This is a genomic window from Gibbsiella quercinecans (assembly GCF_002291425.1).
GTDB lineage: Bacteria > Pseudomonadota > Gammaproteobacteria > Enterobacterales > Enterobacteriaceae > Gibbsiella > Gibbsiella quercinecans.
Window position 1 is genome coordinate 4,661,915 of the sequence record NZ_CP014136.1, and the last position, 13,036, is coordinate 4,674,950.

The window sequence follows — 13,036 nt, forward strand, 5'->3', positions numbered from 1 at the left end:
AGTGCTTTACTGCGTTCTTGCGGCGCGGCGTTTTTGTTTTTCCAGGAAGAACATCACTTCGAGCTTCAGGCCATCCGGATCGAGAAAGTACACCGCATAATACCCCTCGCCATAGCTTGGATAGGCGGCGGGCGCGTCAACGATGGTGACGTTTTCTTTCAACAACACGCCATAGAGCGCATCGACATCTTCATACCTGGCCACCTCAAACGCATAGTGATGGAACCCCACGTCTCCCGTGCGGTGGTGGTGCTTGCGGCCCTGTTCGTCGGCTTCGGTGATCCAGAACATGGTCTCGCCGTTCGTCCAACCGACTACACGGTCAAATTCCCACTCAATGCTGAATCCCATAAAACCGAGCACACGGTTGTAGAACTGCTTCGAGCGCGCCAAATCGCTCACGCGGATGGCGAGGTGGTCAATACCGATGACTTTTACCATTTGGGTTACCTCCTGGGTAGGCTGAACCAAAGGCATGTTAGCGCCGGGCGGCAGGCGAAAGCGCTGGTTGCGTCACACAACCGTGTTTGAAGCGGCCCGGTATGGGCGGCGCGCCTGGCGCCTTACGACGTTTTTTTGGTCTTCGGGTATTTCCAGAGCCAACGGCCACTGACCATCCGCCAGTAGAAAAGTAGGCCGCGCAGGATCCAGTCGAAGAACATTCCCAGCCAAATGCCCACCACGCCGAAATTAAGCACGATCCCCAGGAAATACCCCACCAAAATGCGCCCGCCCCACATGCCCAGCATGGAAACCCACATGGTGAAGCGCGCATCGCGCGCGCCTTTCAGCCCGGCCGGTAACACCCACGAGGCGGCCCAGAACGGCATAAAGGCCGCATTCAGCCAGATTAAGGTTTTGACCACATCGATAACGTCTTCTTCATTGGTATAGAAACGGGCCATCATGCCGGCGAATGGGGCCGAGAGCATCGCCAGCGCGCAAAGCCCCAGCGTGGATAACCAGAAAATATGCCGCAGCTGGCGCTCCGACTGGGCGATTTGCCCCTTGCCCAGCCGCGTGCCGACGATAATGGTTGAGGCGGAGCCCAGGGCATTGCCCGGCAGGTTGATTAACGAGGCGATCGAGAAGGCAATGAAGTTGCCGGCGATCACGTTGGTCCCCATCCCCGCGACGAAAACCTGCGTCAGCAGTTTGCCGCCGTTGAACAGCACCGATTCGATACTGGCCGGAATACCGATGCCCAGCACTTCGCGCAGGATATTGGTGTTCATCGGCAGGAAGTAGCTTTTCAGCGGGATTTTCAGTGCCGGGTTGAAGCCGGTCATCAGCACAAAGATCACGGCGGCGGCACCGATATAGCGGGAAATGGTCAAGCCAAGGCCAGCGCCGATAAAGCCCAGGCCGTCCCATGAGAAACAGCCGTAGATCAGCAGGCTGCTGATCACCAGGTTCAGAATGTTCATGCCGCCGTTGAGCAGCATCGGGATTTTGGTATTCCCCGCGCCGCGCAGCGCGCCTGAACCAATCAGCGCAATAGCCGCCGCCGGATAGCTCCAACTGGTCATTTGCAGATAGGAAAGCGCCAACGCTTTGACTTCCGGCGCGGCGCTGCCGGCAATCATGTTGATGATTTGCTGCCCCGAAAACTCGATAACCAGCGCCAACAGAACCGCAAACACCGTCATGATCGCTAAAGACTGGCGCGCGGCGGCGCGAGCGCGCTCGTGATCCAGCTTACCGAGGCTGAACGCTACCACCACCGTGGTGCCCAGATCGACCGCGGCGAAGAACGAAATCACCACCATATTGAAGCTGTCTGCCAGGCCCACGCCCGCCATGGCTTCCTTGCCCAGCCAACTCACCAGGAAGGTGCTGAGCACGCCCATTAACAGTACGCACAGATTCTCGAAGAAAATAGGTACGGCGAGGGGCGTTATTTCACGCCAGAACAGCACACGATAGGAACGCCGTTTGGGATACCAGGGCGTGCGCTCAATCGCTTTGCGCAAAGAGAGGATGACGTTTTGCAAGAGAGTCCAGATGCCAGGAAAAGTGGAACAGCGTTTTGAATCATGATGGTAAAAGATTCGGCATTATGCAAAGTCTTTTTTGCTACCGTTTTGCACAAAATTTTTCATGCGTTTCACCCGGCGAAAGCGCGTTAAAAACCGGGGGGAAACGCAGGGTATCAGCCACGCCGTATCTCTGCGGCGCGCTGCGCGGGTTCCGCCAGATGCCGGCCGCCGCCAATCGGTTGTTGCAAATGTAACATAGATGCAACATGGCTGGTTGGAAATGCAACAGCAACCAGGCGCCATGCTCCTTTCACTCAATTGATTTTCATCATTTATTTCCCCTCTTGAAGTTGGCACACATTCTGCTAACACACTTATAACCAATGATTATCTTTTTATTTTCATAAAGCAGAAAACGTTATATAGAAAAACGATAATTCGCGGCGAAAGCGTTTTTCACCCTACGTCATATCAAGCCACTTCGCCTGCAACCTGATGTATGGCGGATATAAAAATTCATCAATAAAAGACGGGAGTGCCCTATGTCCATTTCAGAGCCAGGTAATCATCCGCTGCAGTTTGCCTATTGGGTGCCGAACGTGTCGGGCGGGTTAGTGATCAGCAATATTCCGCAGCGCACCAGTTGGGATATCGGCTACAACCGAAAACTGGCGCAAATCGCCGAACGCGCCGGTTTTGACTATGCGCTCACGCAGATCCGTTTTACCGCCGGTTATGGCGCCGACAACCAGCATGAATCGGTGTCTTTTTCCCAGGCGCTGCTGGCATCGACGGAAAAGCTGAAAGTGATCGCCGCCTTGCTCCCCGGCCCCTGGAACCCCACCCTGGCGGCAAAGCAAATCGCCACTATCAGCCACCTGTACGGCCCGCGCATCGCGGTCAATATCGTCAGCGGCTGGTTCCGTGGGGAGTTTAAAGCCATCGGCGAGCCCTGGCTCGACCACGAAGAGCGCTACCTGCGTTCGGAAGAGTTCATTCGCTGCCTGCAAGGCATCTGGCGCGAAGCCAGCTTTACCTTTGCCGGCGATTTCTATCGTTTTCGTGATTATTCCCTCAAGCCCAAGCCGCTGGCGCCGTTGCCAGAAATTTTCCAGGGCGGCAGCTCGCGTGCCGCGCGGGATATGGCCGCGCGCGTTTCCGATTGGTATTTCACCAATGGCAACACGCCTGAAGGCATCAAAGCACAGGTGGATGACATCCAGCGCAAGGCGGCACAAAACCAGCATCAGGTGAAGATCGGGGTTAATGGCTTCGTTATCGCGCGTGAAAGCGAAAAAGAAGCGCAGGCGGTGCTGCGGGAAATTATTGATAACGCCAATCCGGACGCGGTGAAAGGGTTCCAGCACGAAGTGAAAAACGCCGGCAGCGCATCGCCGGAGGGCGAGGGCAACTGGGCCAAATCCACCTTTGAAGATTTGGTGCAATACAACGACGGCTTTAAAACCAACCTGATTGGCACGCCGCAGCAGATCGCGGAACGCATCATTGCGCTCAAACAGGCGGGCGTCAATCTGCTGCTGCTGGCTTTCCTGCATTTCCAGGAGGAAGTCGAGTTCTTCGGCAGGGAAGTGATCCCTCTGGTGCGCGAGCTGGAAAAGCAATCTCGGCCCGCCATTGCCCCGGTTAACTGACGATAACCCCCACCGGCCTGGAGATCATTATGACGTTATCAGAAACATCGCCTTCCTCGCTGGCGGCATTCCAGCAGGCGTTGGCAGGGGAGCGCGATGCAGAACCGATCGACGCCGAGCATAGCGGTGCGTCCTTGGCGCTTTCCGGTATTTCCCTCGCCTTTGGCGGCGTCAGCGCGTTAACCGATGTTTCGCTGCAGGCCGGCCCATCGCAACTGCTGGCGATCATCGGCCCGAACGGCGCCGGCAAAAGCTCGCTGCTGAATGTGATTTCCGGGCTATACCGGCCGGATAAAGGGGAGATTGTGCTCGATGGCCGGCGCTACCGCGCCATGCGCGCACAAAAGCTGGCCAGCGCCGGTGTCGCGCGCACGTTCCAGAACCTGGCGTTGTTCCATGGGTTGTCGGTGCGGGACAACGTGCTGCAAGGCCTGGCGCACCGGCGGCAAACGGCGCTGTTTAGTGAAGTGTTCGGTTTGCCGCGCGCGCGGCGCGAGACGGCTAGCCACCGGCAACAGGCCAATGCGGTGATCGATTTTTTTGGCCTGCAACCGGTTGCCGATAACCCGATAGGCAGCTTGTCCTATGGCCTGCAAAAGCGCGCTGAACTGGCGCGCGCGCTGGTGACGCGGCCGCGCCTGCTGCTGCTGGACGAGCCGATGGCGGGCATGACGCTGGCCGACAAACAGCGGCTTAGCGGGCTGATCCGCGACATTCGTGCGCATTTCGGCACCACGATCCTGCTGATTGAGCATGATATCGGCGTGGTGATGAACCTGTCGGATCGCATCGTGGTGCTGGAGTATGGGCGCAATATCGCGGCGGGCACGCCAGAGGTTATTCGGCAGGATCCGGCGGTGATTGCCGCTTACCTGGGCACTGCTTCCGGGCCAGCGCCTTCTGCGGAGGCGGTGTGATGAATATCGACTGGCTGTTTTTAATCGAAGTGCTGGTCGGCGGGCTGTTATCCGGCGTGATGTATTCGCTGGTGGCGTTGGGTTTTGTGCTGGTTTACAAAAGCTCGGGCGTATTCAACTTCGCCCAGGGATCGATGCTGTTGTTTGCCGCGTTAACCTTCGTTTGCCTGGTCGAGCGCGGCTGGTCGGTCTGGGCGGTGCTGCCGATCACGCTGGTGATCATCTCGCTGCTGGGCATGTTGATCGAGTTCTCGGTGCTGCGGCCGCTGGTGAATCAGCCGCCGATTATTTTGTTCGTCGCCACGCTCGGCGTCTCCTACATCATCGAAGGTGCGGCGCAACTGCTGTGGGGCACCCAGGTGCATGCGTTGGATCTCGGTATCGACGACACCCCGTTTGAGGTGGGCGGGGTGCTGATCAGCCTGTTTGATCTGTTTGCCGCCGGCGTGGCCGGGCTACTGGTGCTGTTGCTGAGCCTGTTCTTCCGCTATACGCACACCGGGCTCGCGTTTCGCGCGGTCGCCGACGACACCTTCGCCGGGCTGGCGGTGGGCCTGAACATTGGCCGCCTGTGGGCGGTGGTCTGGGCGGCGGCGGGCGTGGTGGCGCTGGTGGCCGGCCTGCTGTGGGGGGCGCGGCTAGGGGTGCAGTTTTCGCTTTCTCTGGTGGTGCTCAAAGCGTTGCCGGTGTTGGTGCTTGGCGGCTTCGATTCGATCGCCGGGGTGATTGTCGCCGGCCTGCTGGTCGGCGCCATTGAGAAGCTAGGCTCGGTCTATCTCGGCCCATTATTGGGCGGCGGCATTGATAGCTGGATCGCCTATGCCGTTGCGCTGCTGTTCCTGTTGATCCGCCCGGCAGGGCTGTTCGGCTCCCACCGTTTGTCGAGGTTGTGAACATGTCGATATTGCCCTTCGCTATCCGCCGTTATCCACTGCGGAGCCTGCCCCTTGGGCTGCTTGCCCTGCTGGGCGTGGCGTTTGTTCTGTTGCCGTGGATTGGCGATGAATATCTTTTTGATGCGGTACTGACGCCGTTTCTGGCGCTGTCGCTGGCGGCATTGGGGCTGAATGTGCTGGCGGGCTACACCGGGCAGATATCGCTTGGCAGCGCCGCTTTTATGGCGGTGGGCGCCTATGCCGCGCTGAATCTTATCAGCCGGCTGCCTGTTCTGCCGTTGCCGATCGTACTGCTGCTGGCCGGCGCCATCAGTGCGCTGCTGGGGCTGATTTTTGGCTTGCCCAGCCTGCGGCTTAGCAGCTTTTATCTGGCGATTTCCACCTTGGCGACCCAGTTTTTCGTCCAGTGGGCGTTGAATAACTTCGGCTGGTTTTCCCTTAACAGCGCTTCTGGCGTGGTGTCGGTGGCGCCGTTGCACCTGGGGGCGTGGGCTATCGACAGTTCGGTGCGGCGTTATCTGTTCACTCTGGCGGTGGTCAGTTTGCTGACCTGGCTGGTGGTGCGGCTGGTGAATTCGTCCGCCGGCCGGAATTTTATTTCCGTTCGCGATAATCCGCTGGCGGCGCGGGTGATTGGCGTGCCGATCCTGCGTACCAAGATGATCGCCTTTGGTCTGTCCTCTTTCATCATCGGGATCGCCGGCGTGCTGTGGTCGTTTACCTATCTGCGCAACATCGAGCCGGCAGGTTTTAACCTGGAGCGGTCGTTCCAGTTGCTGTTCATCATCATTATCGGCGGGTTGGGCACCGTGCGCGGGGCGTTTCTCGGCGCGGCACTGCTGACGCTGTTTCCGCTGTTGCTCGCCCGCGCCTGCGAATGGCTGTTCGGGCAACGGGTCGATTCCGGCGTGCTGGAACTGGTGCAGAACATCATTATCGGCGTGCTGCTGATCGGCTTTCTGATCGCCGAGCCCAAAGGATTGGCGGCATTAACGCAGCGCCTGGCCGCCTACTTCACAACTGGGAGAAAACGCCATGTCTGACGGCACCCCCTTGCTTAGCGTCACTCACCTTAGCGCCCGTTATCAGCGGCATATTATCGCGCTGGAAGATGTTTCCCTCACCGTGGGGGAAGGGGAGATTGTCGCCCTGCTCGGGCGCAACGGCGCCGGTAAATCGACGGCGCTGCAGGCGATTTCACACCTGTTGCCGGCGCGCCGTGGCGAAGTGAGCGCTGGCCGGGTGCTGTGGGCCGGCCAGGATATCACCGCCGAAGCGCCGCACAAGCTGGTGCGGCGCGGGATTGTGCCGGTGCTTGAAGGGCGGCACTGCTTTGTTTCCTTAACGCTGGAAGAGAACCTGATCACCGGCGCGCTGGCGCGTTCGGCGTCCCGCGGGCAGATACGCCAGGGGCTGGAGGAGATTTATCAGATTTTCCCGCGTCTGAAAGATAAACGCCATCTGCCGGCCGGCCTGGCTTCCGGCGGCGAACAGCAGATGGCGGCGATTGGCCGGGCGCTGATGGCCAACCCCAGGCTGTTATTGCTTGATGAACCTTCTATGGGCCTGGCGCCCAGGATCGTCGAGGAGATTTTTACCGTATTAAGCCAGCTTAATCAGCGGCAAAAGCTGTCGATTCTGGTGGCGGAACAGAATTCCACCGTTGCATTACGCCATGCCCATCGGGCTTACGTATTGGACAGTGGCAGCGTGGCGCTTTCCGGCAATGCGCAGGAACTGAGCCAGCAGGAAGATGTGCAGAGAATTTATCTCGGCTTTGCGGCATGACCTTTCTTACAGGAGAGTACAACATGAGCACTATTCAAACTCAAGACGCCGTTTCCGTTTCTCAAACACCGGCGGACAGCGCCCCGCGCGGCGTTCCGGGCTATCCCAAGCCGGCGGCGCCGGCCCATATCATCAAAAGCGATGAAGAAGCGATTCGCGTTGCGCAGGCGCTGGCCGCGCAGTTTGCCGTGAACGCCGCCGAACGCGATCGACAGCGGATTTTGCCGATCGACGAGCTGGACGCTTTTTCACAAAGCGGGCTATGGTCGCTGAACGTGCCCAAGCGCTTCGGCGGCCCGGAGGTATCCTATGCTACATTGGCGCGTGTCGTGCAGATCATTGCGGCGGCCGATCCATCCATCTCGCAGATTTCACAAAACCATTTAGGGGTAGTGGCGGCGATCCGCACGGTCAGCGACGAGCAGCAGCAAAAAACGCTGTTTGCCCAGGTGCTCAGCGGCGAGCGCTTCGGCAATGCATTCTCCGAATTTGGCAGTAAACGAGCGGCGGACTTTGAAACCCGCTTTGTGGATAACGGCGATCACGTATTGGTCAGCGGCAAAAAGTTCTATTCCAGCGGCGCGCTGCTGGCGCATTGGGTGCCGATCGTGGCGCTCGATGACCAGGGCCGGGCATGGTATGCGATTGCCGAACGCGATGCCCCAGGGCTGGTGGTGATCGACGATTGGTCTGCTTTCGGCCAGCGCACCACGGCCAGCGGCACCGTGTTGCTGAACAATGTGCGGGTCGAGAAAACCCACCTGGTGCCCGGCTATAAAGGCTATGAAACCCCCAGCGCCGATGGGGCGATCTTCCAGATTATTCAGGTTGCCGTGGATACCGGCATCGCCGAAGCGGCGATTAACGACACCATCGCCTTTGTGCGCGAGAAATCGCGTGCCTGGGTAGACAGCGGGCAAGAGCACGCCAGTCAGGATCCTTACACTATCCAACGTATTGGCGATTTAACGCTGCGGCTGCATGCCGCCGAAGCGCTGCAGGAAAAGGCCGGCCTGCAGATAGACCGTGCGGTGGCCGAACCCACCGCCGAAAACGTGGCGAAGGCGCAGATCGCCGTTGCCGAAGCCAAAGTGTTAAGTACGGAAATCGCGATTGAAGCCACCAACCGCCTGTTTGAGCTGGCGGGCACCCGCTCCACGCTGGCCGAGCACAACCTGGATCGCCACTGGCGCAACGCCCGCACCCATACCCTGCACGATCCGGTGCGCTGGAAGTATGCCATTTTGGGCAACTATGCCTTGAATGGCGTTAACCCACCGCTGCACGCCTGGAGCTGATTGTCGCCGGCCAGATAACCAAAATAATAATGCTAGATAACAGGGTATAAACATGGTCAAAATTAACATGACATCATCACCTGCAATCACATTGCTTGCCCGTTTTATCGTTGGATTGATGTTGCTGGCGGCGCAATTATCGCAAAGCGCCAGGGCGGATGAGCAGTACTTCCCATTGCAAAGCTACCGGGTTGGCCCTTACGCCGCGGCGGGCAGCGGCTTCTTCGGCGGCTTTATCGATTATCTGACGCTGATTAACCTGCGCGACGGCGGGGTGAATGGCGTGAAGCTCACCTGGGACGAATGCGAAACGCAATACGAAGTCGAACGTGGCGTGGAGTGTTACAAACGGCAGAAAAGCCGCCCCAACGTTGCGGCATGGAACCCGCTTTCCGTGGGCATTGCCTATGCCATGATTGACGACGTAACGCGCGATAAAACGCCGCTTATCACCATCGATCACGGCAGAACCGATTCCACCGACGGCCGGGTTTTCCCCTATGTCTTCCCGTTGCTGCTAAACCCGTACAGCGAGACTTCCGGCATCATCAAATTTATCGGCAGCCGCGTGGGTGGGCTTGAGAAATTGCAGGGCAAAAAGATCATCGTGCTGTACCACGGTTCGCCATACGGTAAGGAAACCATCCCTATTTTTGAACTGCTGGCGAAAAAGTACGGCTTTGATCTGCAACAGATTGAAGTGCCGCACCCGGGTAATGAGCAGCAATCCCAGTGGTTGACCATCCGCCGGGCCAAACCAGATTTTGTGGTGCTGCGTGGCTTTGGCGTGATGAACCCGGTGGCGTTGAAAACCGCCCAGAAAGTGGGCTACCCGGCCGATCATATTATCGGCAACGTGTGGTCCAACTCGGAAGAAGACGTGATCCCGGCCGGCAGCGCGGCCAAAGGCTACATTGCCCTGACCACGCAGGCCTCTGGTTCGGTGTATCCGGTGGTGAAAGAGATCGTGGATAAAGTTTACGGCGCCAATCAGGGCAACCTGCAGGATCGTAAGCGTATCGGCAGCGTGTATCACAACCTCGGCATCGTTAACGGCATTCTGAACGTTGAGGCCATCCGCATTGCACAGGCCAAGTTCGGCCACCGAACCCTGACCGGCGATGAGATCCGCTGGGGGTTCGAGCATCTGCGCCTGGATCCGACGCGAGTGGCGGAACTGGGTGCCAAGGGGCTGTTCCATTCGATCAACGTCACCTGTGAAGATCATGAAGGGCAGGGACGGGTGACCTTCCAGCAATGGGACGGCAACCATTGGTCGGTGATAAGCGATTGGATTGCGCCGGACTGGGCGCTGCTACGGCCGATTATTGAAAAATCGGCCAGCGACTATGCCAAAGCCAACCAGATCACGCCGCGCCAGTGTAAGGATGACAGTTAGCGCTACATAATCCCTCTGCGCCCAGAGGAATAAAAAACGCCGGTCAGTTCGCTGCCGGCGTTTTTTTGTGTGTTTGGCCAGAGGCTGCATTAGCCGAGATGCCGTTTGGCCTCCTGGCGCACGCGGTGCAGTACGTGGCGTTTGACTTCCCGGTATTGCGGCTGTTCGGCCAGCGTTTCAATATCGCGATCCTGGCCAAACGGCAGCACGATCTCATCGACGATCTTGCCCAGGCGGGCGGACATAATCAGGATCCTGTCTGCCAGAAACAGCGCCTCTTCAACATCGTGCGTGACAAACAGCAGGGTGGTACGGGTGCTCTGCCAGGCGGCGCGCAACAGTTCCTGCATCATGATGCGGGTCTGCGCGTCCAGTGCGCCGAACGGTTCATCCAGCAGCAGCACTTCCGGCCCCGGCAGCCAGGCGCGCGCCAGCGCCACCCGCTGCTTCATGCCGCCGGAAAGCTGCCACGGCGCATGGTGCTCAAAGCCCTGAAGCCCCACGCGTTGCAGCCAGTCCATTGCGCGGGCGTTAACCTCCGCCTTATTGTATTTGTGCAGGCGCGGGCCAAAAGTGACGTTGTCCAGCACGGACAGCCACGGGAACAGGTTCGGCTGCTGGAATATCATGCCGCGTGAAGGCTCGGGTTTCTTGATGGCTTTCCCTGCACACAGTATGCGGCCGCTATCCGGTTGGTTAAACCCGGCCACCAGATTCAAAATGGTGGATTTGCCGCAGCCGGAGGGGCCGAGCAGCACCACAAATTCCCCTTTCTCTATGGCCAGCGAGATATCTTCCAGCACGGTAAAAGGGCGGGGCTTTGCCGCAAACTGCAGCGACACGTTTTCCAGTAAAATATGTGTGGCCATTACTCTTTCCCCGTCCAGGGCACCAGCAGCCGTTGCAGCCCCAGGATGAATAAATCCAATAAATAGCCAATGCCGCCCAGCAGTAAAATCCCCAGCATGACAATATCGGTGCGCAGATAAGAGCTGGCGTTGATCACCATCCAGCCCAGGCCCGAACTGGCCGCCACCATCTCTGCGGCGATTAATGAGGTCCAGCCGATGCCAATCGACAACCGGACGGTGGTAAATAATTCCGGCAGGGCGTCTGGCAGCACCACGCGTAAAAATATCTGGTGGCGGGAAGCCCCCAGCGTTTGCGCTACCCGGATGCGGGAGGCGCTTATCCGTTCGGCCGCCGCGCTGGCCCCCACCACCACGCTTAAAAACGTGGCGATGAAGATTAAAAAGAACTTGGACGCTTCACCGATGCCCAGCCACACCACTGCCAGAGGGATTAAGGCAATCTTGGGCAGCGGGCGCAAAAATTGCACAAACGGCCCCAGCACGGCGGTAAGGGCATCGGAGCGGCCCATCATCAGCCCGAGCGGGATACCGATGACAATCGCGACGGCAAAGGCGCCGAGCGCCCGCGCCAGGCTGACGGTGATGTGCTGCCAAAGCGGCACTTGCCGGTAACCGTCCGCCAGCAGTTCGCCGGCGGTCAGGCCGATATCGGTCAACGAGGGCAGTAATAGCGGATCAACCCATTGCCGGCTGGCGGCGATTTGCCACAGCGCCAGGAATAGCGCCACCGACAGAATGCTGATGGCGACATGATGACCGAGCTTCATTTTGCCGCTGCCGCCGCATCACGAATGTAGCGGGAGTTGATCGCGCTATCCCAGTTATCCGGGATATCACGCTGGCGGATCTCACCGATATCCGCCAGGAAGTGCGCGGTTTTACTTAGCGCCTGGCCGATGCCGCTTTGCGTGGTATGGCTGCCGTCACCCAGCCAGGCCGCCGTTCCTTGTTCCGCCAGCGAAGGGTACTCCAGGCCGCCCAGGGTATTGGCTGCGGTAGCGACCGGTGCGCCAACCTCTTTGGCCACCAACGCCGCCGCGTGTTCCGGATCTTTACGGAACTCATCGACTTTCTGCTGGTGGACGCGCAGGAAGGCGCTGACGGTCTGCGGGTATTTTTCAGCAAAACGCTTGCTGACCACATAGTTGTTGTAAATCAGGTAACCGTCTTTTTGCAGATCTTTGGTGGCGAACACCTGATGGCCGCCGGAGGATTCCAGCTCCTGTGCAAATGGCGCCCATACATAGCCGGCATCAATATCCCCGCGTTTCCAGGCGGCCACCATATCGGCCGGGCGCAGCGGCAGCAGGGTGATTTTACGCCGATCGAGCTTATTGACGCTGATTGCGGCTTCCAGCGCATATTGGGCGGTGGAGTTTGGCGGATAGGCGACTCGTTTTCCTTCAATATCTTTAATATTGTTAATACCTTGTTTGCCGATCAGCCGCTCATAGGTGGCGATCACCCCGGAGACGCCGACAATCTCTACCGGCAGTTTACGCACCACCCCGGCGGTGGCCGGGCTGGAGCCGAAGTTGGCGATATCAATGGCATCGCTGGCAAAATAGGTCAGGGCGTCTGCGCCGGAGGCGAACTGCACCCATTTCACTTTGCTGTTGAGCGCTTTATCCAGCGAGCCGTCGGCCTTCGCCAACATCAATACCTGTGAACCGCCGCTGTAGGCCACCCGCACTTCCGCCGGTGGCGTTTCTGCCTGGCTTGCCGTTGCCCACAGGCTGCCGGCGATCAGTAACATGGAAAGATTTTTTTTCATTGCCGTTTCCTTTAACGCATGAGAAATACAGTCCCGTTTCGGGCTTATATTTAAAAAGTTAAGATATTGGGTTTGTTAGCGATGTTTAAATAAGGTGAAAATGGCAGGTGGGGCTCCTGATGAAAGCACATTGAATACCAATACGCGCCGGCAAAATAAAACCACCGTGGTTTTGGTCCGCGCTGGTTAATAAGTACGATGCTAAAATGAATTAATTTTTTGTAACTTACTGAATGTATTATACCCTTCGGCCATAAGCCGCTAACCAAAAATATCGGCAATGCATTGTTGAAAAAGAGATAAAGAAAGGCGTGGCGTTGTGCTTTACAGCAAAAAAAACACTTTAGCCATCGGCGCTAAAGTGTTTAAGGGTGTTGATGATACTTTTTTATATCGCCGCTTGGTCAACACGGCCGTTATTTTATGCCCCCGAAGGGGACCTGGTGTGGCGTCATTAATCG

The 13,036-nt window shown here is 58.0% G+C and carries 12 protein-coding genes; 7 read left to right on the plus strand and 5 right to left on the minus strand.

Annotated features, from left to right (window positions below):
* Nucleotides 1–6 precede the first annotated feature (6 nt).
* Nucleotides 7–477, minus strand: coding sequence for a VOC family protein (locus ACN28Q_RS21230; RefSeq protein WP_230472541.1), 471 nt, complete (start codon nt 475–477; stop codon nt 7–9).
* Nucleotides 478–563: 86 nt separating this feature from the next.
* Nucleotides 564–1,994, minus strand: a complete 1,431-nt coding sequence (locus tag ACN28Q_RS21235; RefSeq protein WP_095848159.1) for an EmmdR/YeeO family multidrug/toxin efflux MATE transporter — start codon at nt 1,992–1,994, stop codon at nt 564–566.
* A 527-nt stretch (nt 1,995–2,521) separates the two neighbouring features.
* Between ACN28Q_RS21235 and sfnG the strand changes: the two genes are divergently transcribed.
* Genes sfnG through ACN28Q_RS21270 form a run of 7 tightly spaced genes read left to right on the plus strand, consistent with a single transcriptional unit; the run spans nt 2,522 to nt 9,929 of the window.
* The gene (gene sfnG, locus ACN28Q_RS21240; RefSeq protein ID WP_095848161.1) at nt 2,522–3,631 is read left to right on the plus strand and encodes a dimethylsulfone monooxygenase SfnG; all 1,110 of its coding nucleotides are present in this window, start codon (nt 2,522–2,524) and stop codon (nt 3,629–3,631) included.
* Between the two features lie 29 nt (nt 3,632–3,660).
* Nucleotides 3,661–4,548: an ABC transporter ATP-binding protein gene (locus ACN28Q_RS21245; RefSeq protein ID WP_095848162.1), complete on the plus strand. Its 888-nt coding sequence runs from the start codon at nt 3,661–3,663 to the stop codon at nt 4,546–4,548.
* Nucleotides 4,548–5,441 carry a branched-chain amino acid ABC transporter permease gene (locus ACN28Q_RS21250; RefSeq protein WP_095848163.1) on the plus strand — a complete coding sequence of 298 codons (894 nt, stop codon included), beginning with the start codon at nt 4,548–4,550 and terminating at the stop codon, nt 5,439–5,441. Before ACN28Q_RS21245 ends, ACN28Q_RS21250 begins: the two co-directional genes overlap by 1 nt.
* A gap of 2 nt (nt 5,442–5,443) precedes the next feature.
* The gene (locus tag ACN28Q_RS21255; protein ID WP_095848164.1) at nt 5,444–6,487 is read left to right on the plus strand and encodes a branched-chain amino acid ABC transporter permease; all 1,044 of its coding nucleotides are present in this window, start codon (nt 5,444–5,446) and stop codon (nt 6,485–6,487) included.
* Nucleotides 6,480–7,232: an ABC transporter ATP-binding protein gene (locus ACN28Q_RS21260; RefSeq protein WP_095848165.1), complete on the plus strand. Its 753-nt coding sequence runs from the start codon at nt 6,480–6,482 to the stop codon at nt 7,230–7,232. Before ACN28Q_RS21255 ends, ACN28Q_RS21260 begins: the two co-directional genes overlap by 8 nt.
* 23 nt (nt 7,233–7,255) lie before the next feature.
* On the plus strand, nt 7,256–8,530 hold the full coding sequence (locus tag ACN28Q_RS21265) for an SfnB family sulfur acquisition oxidoreductase (RefSeq protein ID WP_095848166.1): 1,275 nt from the start codon (nt 7,256–7,258) through the stop codon (nt 8,528–8,530).
* A gap of 52 nt (nt 8,531–8,582) precedes the next feature.
* On the plus strand, nt 8,583–9,929 hold the full coding sequence (locus tag ACN28Q_RS21270) for an ABC transporter substrate-binding protein (RefSeq protein WP_230469521.1): 1,347 nt from the start codon (nt 8,583–8,585) through the stop codon (nt 9,927–9,929).
* Nucleotides 9,930–10,018: 89 nt separating this feature from the next.
* Here ACN28Q_RS21270 and ACN28Q_RS21275 read toward each other — a convergent pair whose 3' ends face one another.
* From ACN28Q_RS21275 to ACN28Q_RS21285, 3 genes are read right to left on the minus strand one after another with little or no spacing between them, the layout of a single operon-like run.
* Nucleotides 10,019–10,798, minus strand: a complete 780-nt coding sequence (locus tag ACN28Q_RS21275) for an ABC transporter ATP-binding protein (protein WP_095848167.1) — start codon at nt 10,796–10,798, stop codon at nt 10,019–10,021.
* On the minus strand, nt 10,798–11,568 hold the full coding sequence (locus tag ACN28Q_RS21280) for an ABC transporter permease (protein ID WP_095848168.1): 771 nt from the start codon (nt 11,566–11,568) through the stop codon (nt 10,798–10,800). The genes ACN28Q_RS21275 and ACN28Q_RS21280 overlap by 1 nt, the downstream gene beginning before the upstream one ends.
* Nucleotides 11,565–12,575, minus strand: a complete 1,011-nt coding sequence (locus ACN28Q_RS21285) for a taurine ABC transporter substrate-binding protein (protein ID WP_095848169.1) — start codon at nt 12,573–12,575, stop codon at nt 11,565–11,567. The genes ACN28Q_RS21280 and ACN28Q_RS21285 overlap by 4 nt, the downstream gene beginning before the upstream one ends.
* Nucleotides 12,576–13,036: the final 461 nt, after the last annotated feature.